The organism is Enterococcus sp. DIV0574, assembly GCF_051711125.1.
Lineage (GTDB): Bacteria > Bacillota > Bacilli > Lactobacillales > Enterococcaceae > Enterococcus_D > Enterococcus_D gallinarum.
Genome location: NZ_JBIOMA010000001.1, coordinates 1,663,335 through 1,680,098, shown reverse-complemented (window position 1 = coordinate 1,680,098; position 16,764 = coordinate 1,663,335). Strand labels below are relative to the sequence as shown.

General features: G+C 41.7%; 17 protein-coding genes. 4 read left to right on the top strand and 13 right to left on the bottom strand.

Translation table 11 applies throughout. The annotated features are described in order from the left end of the window. Positions 1-163: 163 nt before the first annotated feature. Together tkt and IGJ45_RS08170 are read right to left on the bottom strand one after the other, a co-directional pair. Positions 164-2,161 carry a transketolase gene (tkt, locus tag IGJ45_RS08175; RefSeq protein WP_409531429.1) on the bottom strand — a complete coding sequence of 666 codons (1,998 nt, stop codon included), beginning with the start codon at positions 2,159-2,161 and terminating at the stop codon, positions 164-166. Between the two features lie 100 nt (positions 2,162-2,261). After that, positions 2,262-2,501 carry a DUF896 family protein gene (locus IGJ45_RS08170; protein WP_003126651.1) on the bottom strand — a complete coding sequence of 80 codons (240 nt, stop codon included), beginning with the start codon at positions 2,499-2,501 and terminating at the stop codon, positions 2,262-2,264. Positions 2,502-2,629: 128 nt separating this feature from the next. Between IGJ45_RS08170 and lexA the strand changes: the two genes are divergently transcribed. Then, a complete protein-coding gene (lexA, locus tag IGJ45_RS08165) occupies positions 2,630-3,259 on the top strand; it encodes a transcriptional repressor LexA (RefSeq protein WP_086269194.1) in 630 nt (209 codons plus the stop codon). Positions 3,260-3,379: 120 nt separating this feature from the next. After that, the gene (locus tag IGJ45_RS08160) at positions 3,380-3,592 is read left to right on the top strand and encodes a hypothetical protein (RefSeq protein ID WP_003126653.1); all 213 of its coding nucleotides are present in this window, start codon (positions 3,380-3,382) and stop codon (positions 3,590-3,592) included. 69 nt (positions 3,593-3,661) lie between these two features. Here the strand turns inward: IGJ45_RS08160 and IGJ45_RS08155 are convergent, their stop codons facing one another. The 7 genes from IGJ45_RS08155 to obgE form a co-directional block, all read right to left on the bottom strand. Further along, positions 3,662-4,174 carry an adenine phosphoribosyltransferase gene (locus IGJ45_RS08155; protein WP_003126654.1) on the bottom strand — a complete coding sequence of 171 codons (513 nt, stop codon included), beginning with the start codon at positions 4,172-4,174 and terminating at the stop codon, positions 3,662-3,664. 11 nt (positions 4,175-4,185) lie between these two features. Next, complete coding sequence (recJ, locus tag IGJ45_RS08150) at positions 4,186-6,486, bottom strand: single-stranded-DNA-specific exonuclease RecJ (protein ID WP_409531431.1); 2,301 nt, start codon at positions 6,484-6,486, stop codon at positions 4,186-4,188. Positions 6,487-6,769: 283 nt separating this feature from the next. Beyond that, positions 6,770-7,195, bottom strand: a complete 426-nt coding sequence (locus IGJ45_RS08145) for a LapA family protein (RefSeq protein ID WP_208774447.1) — start codon at positions 7,193-7,195, stop codon at positions 6,770-6,772. A 12-nt stretch (positions 7,196-7,207) separates the two neighbouring features. Next, on the bottom strand, positions 7,208-7,996 hold the full coding sequence (locus IGJ45_RS08140) for an SDR family NAD(P)-dependent oxidoreductase (RefSeq protein WP_409531432.1): 789 nt from the start codon (positions 7,994-7,996) through the stop codon (positions 7,208-7,210). After that, positions 7,980-8,936 carry a ribonuclease Z gene (gene rnz / locus IGJ45_RS08135; protein ID WP_060814323.1) on the bottom strand — a complete coding sequence of 319 codons (957 nt, stop codon included), beginning with the start codon at positions 8,934-8,936 and terminating at the stop codon, positions 7,980-7,982. Before rnz ends, IGJ45_RS08140 begins: the two co-directional genes overlap by 17 nt. 64 nt (positions 8,937-9,000) lie before the next feature. Continuing rightward, positions 9,001-9,570 carry a DUF456 domain-containing protein gene (locus tag IGJ45_RS08130; protein ID WP_003126659.1) on the bottom strand — a complete coding sequence of 190 codons (570 nt, stop codon included), beginning with the start codon at positions 9,568-9,570 and terminating at the stop codon, positions 9,001-9,003. Between the two features lie 202 nt (positions 9,571-9,772). After that, positions 9,773-11,086 (bottom strand): GTPase ObgE, encoded by a 1,314-nt coding sequence (gene obgE / locus IGJ45_RS08125; protein WP_003126661.1) that lies wholly within the window; start codon positions 11,084-11,086, stop codon positions 9,773-9,775. Positions 11,087-11,338: 252 nt separating this feature from the next. Between obgE and gap the strand changes: the two genes are divergently transcribed. Further along, positions 11,339-12,349, top strand: a complete 1,011-nt coding sequence (gene gap / locus IGJ45_RS08120; RefSeq protein ID WP_003126662.1) for a type I glyceraldehyde-3-phosphate dehydrogenase — start codon at positions 11,339-11,341, stop codon at positions 12,347-12,349. 51 nt (positions 12,350-12,400) lie between these two features. Here the strand turns inward: gap and IGJ45_RS08115 are convergent, their stop codons facing one another. The 3 genes from IGJ45_RS08115 to IGJ45_RS08105 form a co-directional block, all read right to left on the bottom strand. Continuing rightward, positions 12,401-13,345, bottom strand: a complete 945-nt coding sequence (locus IGJ45_RS08115) for an alpha/beta hydrolase (RefSeq protein WP_311828800.1) — start codon at positions 13,343-13,345, stop codon at positions 12,401-12,403. A gap of 47 nt (positions 13,346-13,392) precedes the next feature. Further along, positions 13,393-13,740 (bottom strand): hypothetical protein, encoded by a 348-nt coding sequence (locus IGJ45_RS08110; protein WP_103301116.1) that lies wholly within the window; start codon positions 13,738-13,740, stop codon positions 13,393-13,395. Positions 13,741-14,059: 319 nt separating this feature from the next. Next, positions 14,060-15,157: a DUF871 domain-containing protein gene (locus tag IGJ45_RS08105; RefSeq protein ID WP_029486837.1), complete on the bottom strand. Its 1,098-nt coding sequence runs from the start codon at positions 15,155-15,157 to the stop codon at positions 14,060-14,062. Positions 15,158-15,333: 176 nt separating this feature from the next. Here IGJ45_RS08105 and IGJ45_RS08100 point away from each other — a divergent pair, with 176 nt between their 5' ends. Continuing rightward, a complete protein-coding gene (locus IGJ45_RS08100) occupies positions 15,334-16,074 on the top strand; it encodes a peptidylprolyl isomerase (protein WP_156248294.1) in 741 nt (246 codons plus the stop codon). 54 nt (positions 16,075-16,128) lie between these two features. Here IGJ45_RS08100 and fabZ read toward each other — a convergent pair whose 3' ends face one another. Beyond that, positions 16,129-16,569, bottom strand: coding sequence for a 3-hydroxyacyl-ACP dehydratase FabZ (fabZ, locus tag IGJ45_RS08095; protein ID WP_003126667.1), 441 nt, complete (start codon positions 16,567-16,569; stop codon positions 16,129-16,131). Positions 16,570-16,764 lie beyond the last annotated feature (195 nt).

Genomic DNA, 16,764 nt, shown 5'->3' with positions numbered 1-16,764 from the left:
TCAACAATATAGACATTATACGGAAAAAATTTTTTCTGTGCAACTTAAGCAACTCAATAGTTTTTTAAAAGTCTTTTCGCAAAAACATCTTGTTCTACCTAAAAACGAAAAGACTTTAAAAAAAACAAGCGAAATCAGCTGCGATTTCGCTTGTTTCTTACGCTTATTTGATCGATTGGAAAGTGGCAACCACATTTTCGACTGTAAAGCCGAACTCTTCCAATACTTTGTTTCCTGGAGCAGAAGCGCCAAAATGATCAATGGCGATGACTTTGCCTTTGCAGCCTAGGTAACGATCCCAACCAAATGGGGAAGCTGCTTCGATGGCAACCCGTTTTTTCACGGCTTTCGGCAAGACACTCTCCTTGTACTCTTCTGACTGTGCTTCAAACAAATCAAAGCTTGGCAGTGATACGACAGACACATCCACCCCAGCTTCTGCTAGTTTGGCTTGCGCTTCTACCGCTAGATTCACTTCTGAACCAGTAGCGATCAAGATGCCTTCTGGTGTCTCACCGGTTTGTTTTGAAAGGACATAGCCACCTTTAGCCACGTTTTCTTCGACACCACTTAGCGTCCCTGCTAACACTGGCAGGTTTTGACGGCTCAACACTAAGACCGTTGGTTTATTCGTCGTTTGCAAGGCGATCTTCCAAGCTGCCCGAGTTTCGTTGCCATCTGCTGGTCGGATCACTTGCACGTTTGGCATGCAGCGTACACTCGCCAATTGTTCAATTGGTTCGTGGGTCGGTCCGTCTTCACCAACAGCCACAGAATCATGGGTCAGAACATAGATGACTGGCGCATGTTGGAGAGCCGACAAGCGAACTGCTGGACGCAAGTAATCAACAAAGACGAAGAATGTCCCGCCATACACGCGTGTACCGCCATGAAGTTGGATCCCGTTCATGGCTGCGGCCATCGCAAACTCCCGCACACCGAACCAAATGTTGCGGCCTTCATATTGACCAGGTTCAAAATCTTTTTCCGCTGCGACCATCGTATTATTGGATCCGGATAGATCGGCCGATCCTCCCCATAGGCTTGGGATAGCTTTTGAAAGGGCTTGGATCATTTCTTTACTGGAAACACGACTCGCTTGTGAGCTGCCTACTTCATAAGTTGGCAGTTCTGCATCCCAATCTGCTGGTAGTTCGCTAGCCACTGCTTGTTCGAACTGTGCAGCTAATTCTGGATAAGCCGCTTTGTAAGCAGCGAATTTCTCGTTCCACTCCGCTTCGGCTTTTTGGCCTTCATCGATCATCGTTTCTTTGAAACGAGCCGCTACTTCTTCTGGCACGGTGAATTCAGGATACTCCCAGCCATAGATTGCTTTAGCGGCTGAAATACCTTCCGCACCTAATGGAGCACCATGGACAGCAGAGGTTCCTTGATTTGGGGCACCGTAACCGATGACTGTTTTGATTTCGATCAATGTTGGTTTCTCTGTTTCAGCTTTAGCTGCTTCAATGGCTTGTGAGATTGCCTCTAAGTCATTGCCGTCTTTGACCAACAAATGTTGCCAACCGTAAGCTTCAAAACGGGCACCAACGTTTTCTGTGAATGCTTTTGAAGTAGGGCCATCTAATGAGATATCATTGGAATCATATAAAACGATCAATTTGTCCAGCTTCATATGACCAGCCATTGAAGCTGCCTCTTGAGACACACCTTCCATCAAGTCGCCGTCGCCACATAATGCATACGTATAGTGGTCGATTACATTGTATTCATCCCGGTTGTATGTCGCCGCTAGATGTTTTTCCGCCATCGCCATCCCGACGGCCATTGCGATTCCTTGTCCTAATGGACCAGTCGTTGCTTCCACACCATCCGTATGCCCAACTTCTGGGTGTCCTGGTGTGCGGCTGCCCCACTGACGGAAATTTTTCAAGTCTTCCGTGGTTACTTGATACCCTGAAACATGCAGTAAGCTGTAAAGCAAAGCAGAACCATGTCCAGCAGACAAGACGAACCGGTCGCGGTCGATCCAGTTTCTAGAAGTGGTCGGATTAACTTTCAAATGCTTGGTCCACAAGGCATACGCCATTGGCGCTGCCCCCATTGGCAGACCGGGATGACCTGAATTTGCTTTTTGTACGGCTTCGATACTCAATGTACGAAGGGTGTTGACACCTAATTGATCGATTTTATCAAACAATGGTAATTCCTCCTAATTTAGGTTTTTTTTACCTTTATTACATCTCATATTATACGGGATTTCTTTCAGGATTTCAATAGGAATGAAAAGGAATTCATCTTTATCTGCCATGCAATCCTTTTTTCTTTTGAATTTCTTTTAATTTGTCTGGAGTGACATCTTGTCCTTCAGGATCGACGATTTTCATTCCTTCAATGTGGTGTCGCATTCCTCCACGAAAAGCTTGTAAATATTCTTCGCGAAGCTTTTGCTGTTCGATCGTTTCATCAGCAGATAGACCTTGCACTTTTTTCTTTTTGGCTAGCTCATTAATGCGGGCTAATTTTTCTTTGGATAACATTTCGACACCTCCTTTTCACTACTTTATCTTATACAAAACCTGACAAAAAAACAATAGCAACAAAAAGCGAACATTTGTTTGAATTGTCGTTTCTCCTATGGTACACTAAGACTATCAAATGAAAGAAGGTGTCAGTTTTGGCAAAACGAACAGAAAATCGACAAATCGAGATTCTTAAGTTTATTCATACACGAGTCACTGAAAAAGGCTATCCGCCGACTGTTCGCGAAATTGGCGAAGCCGTTCAGCTATCCTCTACTTCTACCGTCCACGGACATTTATCCAGGCTTGAAAAAAAAGGCTTGATTTTACGCGACCCAACAAAACCAAGAGCGATTGAATTGACTTCCTCCGGATTAGAAAAAATCGATGTGCAGCCAAACTCGATCCCAATGCTAGGAGTCGTTACGGCTGGTGAACCGATCTTAGCTGTAGAAGACGCCTCCGATTTTTTCCCGATACCGCCTGATTTAGCAAATAGCACCGGCAGTTTGTTCATGTTGACGATTCGCGGTGAAAGTATGATCAACGCTGGAATCTTAGACGGTGATCAAGTCATCGTTCGCAAACAGCAAAGTGCTCAAAACGGGGACATTGTCATTGCAATGACCGATGAAGATGAAGCCACCTGTAAGAGATTTTTCAAAGAACAGGATCACATCCGTTTGCAACCGGAAAATGATTACCTAGAACCTATCATCTTGCCAGATGTAACGATTTTAGGCTTAGTCGTTGGTCTCTACCGTCACTTACTTTAATCTATTCCTTAAATCTTCGAACCTTCGAAGATTTTTTTTATTTCCTCTTTACAAACCGAACAAACATTCGTATAATAGTTTTACAAACATAAGTTCGCATTTTTATAAGGAGTGAAAATAATGAAAGCAGTTCGTCGATTTGGTTTTATTTTGTGGGTGTTGTTAACAGGGATCATTATTGGTTATTTTGGCGTACTCAGTGCAGTTCTGATTTTTTGCCCTTTGATGATGCTGTGGTTCATGCTATGGGATGAAAAGAAATTCCGCCAAGCAGAACGAAAGAGAAACCAAACTTATTACCACGACCATGATTTTTATCATTACGAACAGTAGGTCGATTATTTCGGTGTTGCTGCCAAACAAACAAAAAAGCCAGATCACTTTTGATCTGGCTTTTTTCGATTAATATTCCATCAATGTTTTAATTTCGTATCCAGTGATTTTGTCTCTGCCTTGCAAGTCCATCAACTCGATCAGAAAAGCACAGCCAACTACGATGCCGCCTAATTTTTCCACAAGTTCGATCGTTGCTTTAATCGTGCCGCCGGTTGCAAGTAAATCATCACAAATCAATACCCGTTGGCCAGGTTTAATCGCATCTTCGTGTAACGTCAAAATATCCACGCCATATTCTTTCTGGTATGTTGCTTCAATCGTTTTTCGAGGTAGCTTGCCTTTTTTACGTACTGGCGCAAAACCAACACCCAGTTGATACGCCACGGGACAACCAACAATAAATCCACGAGCTTCAGGTCCAACCACCATGTCGATCCCTTTTTCCTGAGCGTACTCGACGATTTGCTGTGTTGCATAACGATAAGCTTCTCCATCAGCCATCAATGGAGAGATGTCGCGAAAGACAATTCCTTCTTGCGGATAATCCGGAATGCTGGCAATATAGTCTTTTAAATTCATGTTTTTTCCTCCTAAGATATCAACCATTTGCGAATCGTTGATAAATCACTCATTAGTAAGTCTTCTTCTGTTTTGATTTTTGCAAGTCGCTGTTGATACAACACACTCTCATTAAGCGGCTTATTCTCTGGATCAGGGACTTTTTTCAAAACGCCATCTTTTATTGTAACAAATTTCAAATCAAAAAACACTTGAATCATAAAAATTAATAATTTTTCTGGAATCTGCAAGTAGTTAGCTACCATTGGCAGTTTATAGCGAATATCAATCCCATTCTGCTGATTGATCAGTTGAAACAAACGGCCGTATTGTTCTCTAGTCCCGACACCATCCAAATAAGCATCCTCTGTGGATACTAAAATCAAATAGATACGATTGACAGGTATTTCTTGAATGATTTTTCTCAAAAGCTCTTTCTCGCTAGGACAGTCTAGAAAAGCGAGTTGCGTATAATTTCCTGAACCAAAAAAAGCTGTCAAATCGTCTAACGTTTGATAAACATGAACGTTCGGACAAAATCGTTCTATCTCTGAAGGCAATTTATCCGAAAAAGCAATCCCTAATGTTTGGGCATCAAGGATCAACCCTTGCCGATTTTTCTTTGAACGCAAGTCGAACAGCTGTATGCCGTTGACTTCAAAATCTTCCAACATCAGCTGTGGTTTCTTCTTGCCGTTCCATTCATTGACAGATAATTGCCCCACAACGGCCAATCCTTCACTCTCAAATTCTACTAGCTGTGATCCAAAACCAAAACCGATCACATCTAATTGACCATTTTCTCCATCTGTAAGACTGACTTTTAAATGCTGATTCTCTGTACCAATTTGTCGGCCATTATCAGCAGAAATATTCGTAATCAAAAACTTTGGGATTGGGTTGTCTGTACCAAAGGGAGCTAAAATTTTCAGCGACTCGATAAAATTTGTCGTAATTTCTGCTAAAGACAATTCTTCATCAATCGGTAACGGAATCCCGCTAGAAAGGTCGATCCGATTATCGACCACGTATTGATTCATACGTTCTTGGAGCATCGAAAGGTGATCAATGGGCACACTGAGCCCTACTGCCGCATGGTGTCCACCAAAGCTGGTAAACATTTCACGCATTCCAGAGAGCATGTCAAATAGATTTAATGCTGCAACACTGCGCCCAGAGCCTTTAGCAATACCGTTGCTTTTTTTTGTTAAAACAAGGACCGGTCTGCCAGTCTGTTGCATCAATCGTCCAGCAACGATCCCTAAGACACCTTCATGCCAATCATCTCCCACAATTAAATGGACTTGATTTGAATCGGAAAGCATATTCTGAGCTTCTTTCAAAATCGTTTCCACATATTGCTTTCTTTGAAGATTGATCGTATCTAATTGATTGGCTAACGATTGGGCTTCTTCTGGATCAAATGTCGACATAAGTGTTACCGCAGGATTGGCATCTTCCAAGCGTCCAATCGCATTCAAACGAGGTCCGATGGCAAAACCAATATCCGTTTCATTGATTGCCCGTTTCTTCAGACCACTCACTTCGATCAGTGCCGAGAGCCCCGCACGTTCGGTTTGCTGGATCATTTTTAATCCGTTAGTGACCAGAATGCGATTCTCACCAGTGAGCGACACCATGTCGGCGATCGTACCAATTGCCACGAGATCTAATAATTCGACTGGCACTTCTTCTAATAACGCAGTAGCGACTTTGAATGCGACTCCGACCCCCGCCAAATCTGGAAAAGGATAATTTCCTAATGGATGGCGAGGATGAATGATGGCATACGCATCGGGTAATTCTGGTGGCAACTCATGGTGATCTGTAACGATAACATCTACCTGTGCTTCTTTGGCATAAGCCAATGCCTCATGACCAGATACACCATTATCAACAGTTATAATCAATTGCACACCAGCTGCGATTTTATCTTGATAAACGGAAAGATTGGGCCCGTAGCCATCGGTAAAGCGATTGGGCAGATAAAATTCAACATCCGCACCCAATAATTCCAGCGCTTCTTTTAAGACAGTCGTGCTCGTAATACCATCAGCATCGTAGTCTCCATAAATCAGAATACGCTCTTCATTCATGATCGCTGTCTGAATTCTATCGACGGCTTTTTCCATATCATAAAACAAAAATGGATCATGAAGTCCCTGCAAATCCGGTTCTAAAAAACTTTGCAAGTCTGCTGCTGTTCGAATATTCCGCTGCCATAATAATTGACCTATTAATGGTGACAAACCTCTTGCTTGGATCATTTCCTCGAAATCAGCTGATAATTCACTTTTTTGTGGTCTCAGCCAATGAAAGTTCGCGCGTTTCACACAATCACTCCTAACTTGGTAATTATAGCAAATATTTTGGAGAAAAGAAAAGCGTTGACCAAAAAAGCACTAGCAGCTTCTCTTCTTTTCTGTCCTATTTCTAGTACAATAAAAACGACATCCTTCGGTCGTTTATCGAAAGACCATCGAAGGATGTCGTTATTATTTCGCTCATTTGTTGCAAAAGAGTGGTGAGCCAATCTTTGCGCCTCACTTCAGAGATTTACCGTTCTGGTTGGAGTCCCAAAACCCTCTTTTGAAGAACAAGAGTGCAAGCTTACCATTACTCTGGAAACGTATCTTGACGATTTTCTATAATTGGTGGTTCACTAGGCACAACTGCCGCAGTTTTTGCTTCTGCTTCAGCAATTTGTTGTTCCCTCAAGGCGAGGTCTGCTTGCTTGTTTGCATATTCCCGTTCTAATACCTCACGCTGTTCTTGCAATTTTTCTTCATTATTTTGTTGAAAGTCAGCCAATTCTTTCCGTAATCTTTTTAATTCTTTCTTTTGTTGGAACATCGTACTAGTTGACACTAGTAAGATAATCAGTGCCCCCAACAAAGCCGCCCCAATGATAATCAAGATCAGAGGCGCTTTGATGCTAGTAAAGCCAAAATTGATTGGAACAGTCATATTATTGGCGACCGCAAAAAGGACGATCACTAAAACCAACAAAATACCTACGATTACTCGCCATTGATTTTTCATCAAAAACAACTCCTATTTTTTATTGAATAGACTTCCAGCCAAGTAGTCCCCAAAAGCTGGGAATAGTGTGTAGAATTTTGCAGCTACTCCCATCACTTGTGGGCGATTGATCTCTCGTTTTGGATGAATCATCGCTTTAACGATGGTCTTTGCCAGTTTTGTTGGTTCAAGAACAAATGTCCCTAAAGAAGCTAAATAATTGCCACTAGGATCTGCTTGGTCAAAGAAGGCTGTTTCGATAGGCCCCGGATTGACAGTTGTCACATGAATGCCGAAAGGTTTCAACTCCAAACGCAACGCATTTGAAAAACCTAATACAGCAAATTTGGTTGCCGAATACACTGCAGTTTTTGGTGTAGCAATTTTCCCAGCCATCGATGCCACATTGATGATATGACCAGAGCGCTGATCGACCATTTCTAAAGCAATTTGCTGTGTTAAGACCATCATCCCTAATACGTTCACTTCAAACATATTGCGGATCGTTTCTGGTTTCATTTCTGTAAATTCTTGAAAAATACCAAAACCAGCATTGTTGACAAGAATGTCCACTTTTCCGACCTTTTCACGAATCGAAGCAATGACATTTTCGACACTTTCAGGGTCTGCAATATCCAATTGAAAGGCATAAGCTGGTTTGCCACTCAATGTCATACAATGTTCTTTGACTTTGTTGATCAACTGACCTCTACGGGCACAAATCACCACGATCGCACCGCGACGCGCTGCTTCATAACAGATTTGTTCCCCTAAGCCAGCAGATCCGCCAGTTACGACAATTACTTTATTTTCTAACAACATCTTGATCTCCTTTTTCTGCAAATGGGACATCGATGACATCGAAGTCTTTCACGATCACCGTATTAGGAAATACAGCTTTTGCTTCATTTGCCAGATTTGTAATATCTTTCCCAACATAGCGTGCACTAATGTGCGTCAAAAGCAATCGTTTTACCTGCGCTTGTTTGGCTACTTCAGCCGCCTGCACTGTTGTAGAATGAAAATAGGCGCGAGCCATTTTAGCTTCATCTTTATTAAAGGTACTTTCGTGAACCAGTACATCTGCATTTTCAGCCAGTAAGATCGAATTGGCACAAAGGCGAGTATCTCCTAAAATCGTGACGGTACGTCCCTTTTTCGCTTCACCTACATAGTCGCCTCCGTTGATTTGTCGTCCATCTTCCAACGTGACAATTTCGCCTTTTTTCAGTCGACCAAAAACTGGACCCGGTTTGATTCCTAATGCAGTCAAAGCTTCTACCTGAAGCTCTCCTTGGTGACTCGCTTCTTCGACTCGATACCCAAAGCTTTCAATTCCGTGATCCAACCGACGGCAAGAAACGGTAAACTGTTTGTCCTTGAAGAGAATGCCTTCTTTTGTGATCTCATGAAAAACTAACGGGTAGCTCAATTTTGTTTGAGAAATTCTTAACACGGTCCGTACAAATTCTTCAATACCTATGGGCCCATAAATCTCTAACGGTGAAGCGCCCCCTTGAAAGGAGCGACTGCTGATCAATCCAGGCAATCCATAAATATGATCTCCATGTAAGTGAGTAATGAATATCTTTTCGATTTTCCGTGGGCGAATCGTAGAATGCAAAATCTGCATTTGTGTGCCTTCACCACAGTCAAACAACCAAACAGCATTGCGTTCATCAAGTAACCGCAGTGCTGTGCTTGTTACATTCCGATGTTTCGCTGGTACGCCTGCACCGGTACCTAAAAATTCTAATTCCATATACTTCTTTCCTTTCATCTTCCCCCAATTTTAGCGGAAACGAAGGTCAGATGCAATTTATAGTTTATTCCTGTTCTTCTTCAGATTGGGAATGAGACTTTTTCCAATCTTCTTGCGCTTGTGCTTTCGTTTTTTCTTCGACTTTTTTAGCCGTTTCAATTTCTGCTTCTACTTCATCATAGTCAAAGCGAGTAATTTCCCCACCTAATTGATTCATGATCAACTGATTTAGTGGACGATTGTCTTCCTCATCTGCAATCAACAATAAGCCAGTGTCGCCTACCCCAATTTGGGTGCTGACATGTTCAAACAGCAATTGTGCATTTTGGATCTCTTTGGCGTCTCGTGTCGCGCCAATCATACTACCACCGAACCAGCCTAACATGATTCCTAATGGTCCTCCCAGAATTCCTACTAGCATCCCAATCATTCCACCAGTCGATGCTTTGTTATTACCGGTAAAGTCTAGAAAATCTTCGATCTTGAACTGGTGCGCACCGGATTCTGTATGAGTGATCACAGCCATTTGTTCTCCTTTGATTTTTCGTTCCATATGCATGCGTTTTACTTCAGAAAATGCTTGGAATGCTTCCGAGTTTGCGTTGAAATTCATTACAATCACACGTTTTGCCATAATTTTCGCTCCCTTTCTTTTCTTTATTTTACCAGTATCTTGTCTATTTGAAAAAGAAAACAAATAAAAAAACGAAGTCATCTCATAACTCCGCTTTTTTTTAAAGATTCCCTAGTTGTATCAAGAGTTGTTCCTATTGATAGGATTAGGCGCTAACGCTTTAACTGTATCTAAAGCAGCAACTAAGCTTACTCAACTAATCTTATTCAACAAATTCAAACTCAAAATTACCGATGCGCACGATATCGCCATCTTTGGCTCCTCGCGCACGTAACGCTTCGTCTACTCCTAACCCGCGTAATTGACGGGCAAAACGCATGACTGTTTCATCATGATCAAAGTTAGTCATTTGGAAGAGTTTCTCAATCTTTTCACCACTCAAGATCCAAGTAGCATCTGGATCACGATCAATGGTAAATTCTGGTTCATCCGAATGGAACCCATATTGAACAACTTCTTCTTCGATTTCCTCATCATACAATAAGAATTCTGGTGTGACTTCTAATAAGTCTGCAGTTGCACTCAGTAAAGCATCAATTCCCTTACGAGTGACACCTGAAATTGGGAAAATCGGCAAAGGATCTGCGAATTCATCGGTTTGTTCTTTTGCTAATTGCTCTTTGAATTTCACCAGATTTTCTTCTGATTCTGGCATATCCATTTTATTCGCTACGATAATTTGCGGACGTTCAAGCAAGCGTAAGTTATGGGTTGCTAATTCTTGATTGATTGCTTGATAGTCTTCATACGGATCGCGCCCTTCCATCCCACTCATATCGATCACGTGCAAAATCACTCGTGTCCGTTCAATGTGTCGTAAAAACTGTGTACCTAATCCAACACCTTGCGAGGCCCCTTCAATCAATCCAGGAAGATCGGCCACAGCAAAACTACGACCATCTGAAGTCGTTACCATCCCTAGATTAGGGACTAGCGTTGTAAAGTGATAGGCACCAATCTTCGGTCTTGCAGAAGAAATGACAGAAAGTAATGTAGATTTTCCTACGGATGGGAAACCAACCAAGCCGACATCAGCTAGTACTTTCAATTCCAATTCAATTTTTCTTTCTTGGCCAGGTTCGCCATTTTCAGCTAGTTCTGGCGCTGGATTCTTTGGCGAAGCAAAACGGATATTGCCGCGACCGCCACGGCCGCCTTTGGCAATCGTCAACGTCTGTCCTTGCTCCAACAGATCTCCTAGCAAAGCACCTGTGTCTGCATCGCGGACAGTGGTTCCTTGGGGAACTTTGATATACGTATCTTCTGCTCCGCGGCCATGCATCCCTTTACTCATTCCGTTTTCACCTGGTTGTGCTTTAAAATGACGATTGAAACGGAAATCCATTAACGTACGCAAGCCTTCGTCGACAACTAAAATCACATCACCGCCGCGGCCGCCATCCCCACCGGCTGGTCCGCCATCGGGAACGTATTTTTCTCTTCTAAATGCAACCATCCCGTCTCCGCCTTTACCAGCTTTGACATCGATTGTTACCTGATCTAAAAACATGGACATGTTATTTGCCCTCCATTCTCTCTTCTTACCTTCTAATAAACCAATTTGAATACAATTCATGCCATTTGCAGGCCAAAGTTCACCTTTAAGAAAGTCTATTTAATTGTAACGACCGCAAGGCCATTTGTCTATCTTTTCTGCCTCTTTTCCCAAAGAACTAGATAAAAAATTAAGGGTTTTTCTTTGACAGAATCTTGGTTTCGTAGCAGAATTTTAATTGTAAGATCAAAAAAAGAGGAGGAACAATAGATTATGACAGTAAAAGTGGGAATAAATGGATTCGGACGTATCGGTCGCTTGGCCTTCCGTCGAATCAAAGAAGTATCAGATGATATCGAAGTCGTGGCGATCAATGATTTGACGAGCCCAGTCATGCTAGCCCAGTTACTCCAGTTTGATTCAACTCATGGTACCTATCCAGGCACAGTCACTGCCACAGATGATGCGATCGTCGTTGATGGAGAAGAAACAAAAGTCTACGCAGAACCTGATGCCAGCAAAATTCCTTGGGTGAAAGAAAATGGCGTGGATATCGTTTTAGAATGTACAGGCTTTTATACATCTGAAGAAAAAGCACAAGCACACTTAGATGCCGGTGTAAAACGTGTCGTTATCTCTGCACCAGCAGGAAAAATGAAAACGATCGTTTACAATGTCAATAGTGATACACTTACTGCAGAGGACAAAATCATTTCAGCTGGTTCTTGTACAACCAATTGTTTAGCTCCAATGGCTTATTTCCTAAATGAAGAATTTGGGATCGAAGTAGGAACTATGACGACTGTCCATGCCTACACTTCTACTCAAATGCTTTTGGATGGCCCGGTACGGGGAGGCAACCTGCGAGCTGCGCGTTCAGCCGCTGATAATACGATCCCTCATTCAACAGGAGCAGCGAAAGCGATTGGTTTGGTCATTCCAGAACTAAATGGCAAACTTCAAGGACACGCACAACGGGTACCTGTTGTCGATGGATCTTTAACAGAATTGGTATCGATTCTGAAACAAAAAGTAACCGCAGAAGAAGTCAATGAAGCCATCAAGAAACACACGATCGACAATCCTTCTTTTGGCTACGATGACCGTGAAATCGTCTCTGGCGATGTTATCGGTACGACGCAAGGATCAATCTTTGACCCGACACAAACAGAAGTAACTACTGCAGGAGACTTCCAATTGGTCAAAACTGTTGCATGGTATGACAATGAATATGGTTTTACTTGCCAAATGATTCGTTTGTTAGAAAAATTTGCTAATTTATAAGCTACTCATTACAAAAAGAGCGAAGATCCGTAGATCTTCGCTCTTTTTTTGCTATTCTGGCAAGTGATCATACTTTTCAAGGAATGCCGCAATTTTTTCCTGGTAACGTTTTGGATCTTTCGTGTAGCTTTGGGCATGTTCCGCCCCTTTGACTACCCATTTTTCTTTTGGCGCATCTGTAGCAGCATAAACTTCTGCCAACATTGAATAAGGAACGAAAGTATCCGAATCACCATGGATGAAGAACATTGGACGAGTGTTCTTGTGCAGCTGTTTCACGGCATCTGCTTCGCCAAAGAAGTAACCAGCTCTTAGCTTGGTAACCAGACTAGTGACATTGATCAAAGGAAATGCTGGCAAACCAAATAATTGATCCAACTGATAGCTCAATTCCTCATTTACAGAAGCATAACCGCAGTCCTCAATGATCGCTGTTACGTTGGCAGGCAACTTTTCGCCACTGGTCATCATCACGGTAGCAGCTCCCATACTTACACCGTATAAAACAATGGATTCTTCCTTGCCGCTTTCTTTTAAGATTTGATCGATCCATTGGACATAATCTTTCCGTTCTGGCCATCCAAATCCTATATAATCGCCTTGGCTTTCTCCATGACCGCGGGCATCAGGAACCAATACGTTATATCCTAGATCATGGAACATCTTCGCATAAACTCCCATCGTCTCTGCGTTTCCCATATAACCATGGGCGACAATCACTGTTTTGTGCTGTGATTTTTGGGCAGGCAAGTAAATTCCGGACAACATCAATCCATCTGAGGATTCAAGTTGCCACATTTGACGATTTTCCGGAACGGTAAACCACTCCTCCGCTTCAGGATTCACATTGCTTTTGTCCGTTCCAGAGGTATCACCTTTTAAAAAATCTTTTTCTGATGGGACAACTGCGTAATTATAAAAATAATTTCCGGCATAGCCCAAGCCTGCTATCAAAAGCACTCCCACTAAAATGGCGATCTTCCAGCGTAGTTTCATTTTGTTCCTCCTCGACAACTAGTTTACATAATATAATTATTGGTTGATTATTTCAAGAAACGCGCTTGAATCTGCTCTTTATTCAGGCGATATTTGAAATAAAGATGAAATCCGCCCGCCAACATCAACGTGATCCCATACACCCACATCTGATGCCAAAAATAAAATGTATTGATGACCGCAAAGACCCCTAAAACGGCAAAAAAACAGCCATATAAGCGCCAAAGAAAGCCATCAGTCCCTAATTTGGTAAAATATGTCTCCCATTCTTCACTGGTCATGTGTTGTCGTTTCCGCTTTTGCTGGAAAATAGCAATCAGTAAGAAAACCGACAAAAAACCAGCCAGACGAATGGTAACGATAAATAACAATAACGTTTCAATAATAAAAAACACCGTTCTGGTTGCTCCCTCCTAAAAAACATTCTAGTACAAAATACCCCTTTTACTTTTGATTTGTCAATAGGACCAAAACGAAAAACAGTCAAACTAACACTTCAACAAGCGCTACCAAGTGCTGCTATGTAAAGAGCAGAGAAGTAAAGAGTAAAGAAATTTTTGCTAGCAGGCGGCTCCTTTCAACAGTCCTCACCTTCTTACCATCAATCTCATCCACATGTAGAAACGCGCCTTTTTTCCCCACACTGCACGGACGAAAGCTATTAAACAAAAAGAACCGCTCAAAAAGAGCAGTTCTTTAGAAAAACAAAGCGTTTTATTCGTCTTTGCTGTCTTTTAGTTTAAAGCTTGACCATGGTTTCAAGAAATCCAGTAGAAACAGTTCATCTGCAGCAATTTTTCCTACGACATTGACACGGCCATCATTCTTCATTTCTTTCAATGCGATCTGAGTTTCACCTTTGTATTGCCCATAACCGACGTTATCGATCAAAATATCACCGCGAGTCATATCATGGGTATCATGTGCTGGGAATGGCTTATCTTTGTAGTAAATTCGAGTCATCGTCGACCGCAAAATATATTCTGAGCGATCCCCGCGATAACCATGAAGATTATCAAATAAACAGATGCGCTCGTCTTCTGTAATCCCTTCAGCAACATCTACTTTTAAGGTAGGATAATCCGCATTGAAGGCTTCTGCCATTGCAGCTAACTCTTTTTCTGATGCATAGGCATTTCCCACTGAAATATCATCGATTAATCCTGTCAAAACCAAATGTTTGACTTGAGTAGCGATTGGCAGATCACGATGATCTTCCAACGAACAAAGCCCATCTTGTGTTGGCCAAGGACCAAATGTTGCCTCGTGAGAATTCACAAAAGCCATTGTGTTCAAGTTGTAACGACGGAATTTTTCTGAGCAATACACAAAATGGTCATAACCCAAACCTGAATATCGATGAGGGTAAAAATTGTGAGAGCCTAATAAATTATTCGTATTTGGCGAATAACTCATGATATTGTCTACGTAGTTTGTCCCACTGCTCATATTGATCTCAATTTTGATGCCATAAGGATTACGCGTCATACGCGCTTCTTCGGCACCGGTAAAACCGATATCCAAACGGACACCATAAGCACCCATTTCATCAAAGAATGAAAGATCATCATATGAGATCTCTAATTGATCAAAGAGACCAGGATTGATGTCCACCATGACTTCCATTCCTAATTGATTGGCATAATCCACTACCTGCTTGAAATCTGCCAATACTTTTTCTTTATCATCTTCGATTTGCAGCAAACTTGTAAACACACGCTTAAAGCCGTATTTGTGTGCTAAATCAAGATAAGCCTTGTCTTTCTCAAACGTTGATCGTTCTGGATAAACTGAAATACCTAATTTTCCCATCCGTCAAACCTCCTAAAAATTCTATCCGTTTTTTGTTCATGAATCCTCTTTCATTATAGCAAACAACCGATAAGTGGTCTACACCTTTCCTATTGGTTTTAATAGATACCTGCTTTTCACTCCAGCTAAATTTTGATATGATAAAGACAGTCTAGTAATGAAAGGATCTTACTCAAATGAAAAAAATGATACTAACGTTGGCGGCAGCAACTAGCCTCTTTCTATTAACTGCCTGCAATGATACAACAACTACTTCTAGTTCTTCGGATAAAACAACCACATCAGAATCTGTAGACTTAAATTCTCTGGAACTGCCGCAGTTGTCCACTGAAGTAAAAGAAAATGAAGATCTTGTTGCACTTGAGACCACAGAAGGCACGATCAAAATCAAATTATTCCCAGAAATTGCACCAAAAGCTGTCGAAAACTTTATGACTCATGCCAAAAATGGCTACTACGATGGCTTGACTTTCCATCGAATCGTCGAAGATTTTATGATCCAAGGCGGTGACCCTAACGGTGACGGAACTGGTGGAGAAAGCATTTGGGGCAAAGGGTTTGGCGAGGAAATATCCAAACAGCTTTACCATATCCGCGGCGCGTTATCGATGGCAAAATCCAGCGCTCCCAACAGCCAAGGAAGTCAATTCTTTATTGTTCAAAACCATGATGATGTCTCTGATGGACGAGCAATCCAATTTTATCCTCAAAAAATCATTGACGCCTACAAAGATGGTGGTGCTCCGACACTAGATGGTAAGTACACAGTCTTTGGTCAGGTCATTGAAGGAATGGATGTCGTAGACAAAATTGCCAAAGCCGAAACGACCGGTGAGGCGAATAGCAACGGAGAAGACTCTACGCCAAAAGATCCTGTCAAAATCAAATCCATCAAGATTTTACAAGAAGCTAAGTAAGCAAAAAAAGACCAATGCCTTTGAAAATTTCCCTTAAAGGCACTGGTCTTTATTTTATTTTTGTTCTCCAACAATAAAGGTAAATTCACACTCCGCTGCTTTTTTTCCTTCCACAGTTGCCACAGCATTGGCTGTCCCTACAGAACCTTTGATTTTTGTAATCTCAAAAACAAGTTTCAAGGTATCGCCAGGAACAACTTTTTGACGGAATTTTGCTTTGTTGATCCCGCCAATATAAGCAGTTCTTCCCTGAAATTCATCCGATTTCAAAATCAAGATCGAACCTGCTTGTGCCAATGTTTCTAAAATCAACGCTCCTGGCATCACTGGATTTCCTGGAAAATGTCCTTGGAAAAAATCTTCATTGATCGTCACATTTTTCGTGGCAATGATCTTCTTCCCTGATTCAATCTCATCAACGTAATCGATATAAATGATCGGATAGCGATTTGGAATCAAGTCCATGACTTCTGTTTCTGTCAATAGTTTTTTCATGGGGTTCCCTTCCTTGCTTAAAAAAATATTATAGTTTGATTATCAAAGTATCATAGTTCTGATTTTTTCGCAACTAAATATTTATTAAGAAAAAAATAGTTTGACAATCAAACAATTATGAATAATAATTAGAAATCATGATAGTGGGACCCACTATCGATCGTCATTATTGATTATTATGCAAACTATTAAGGA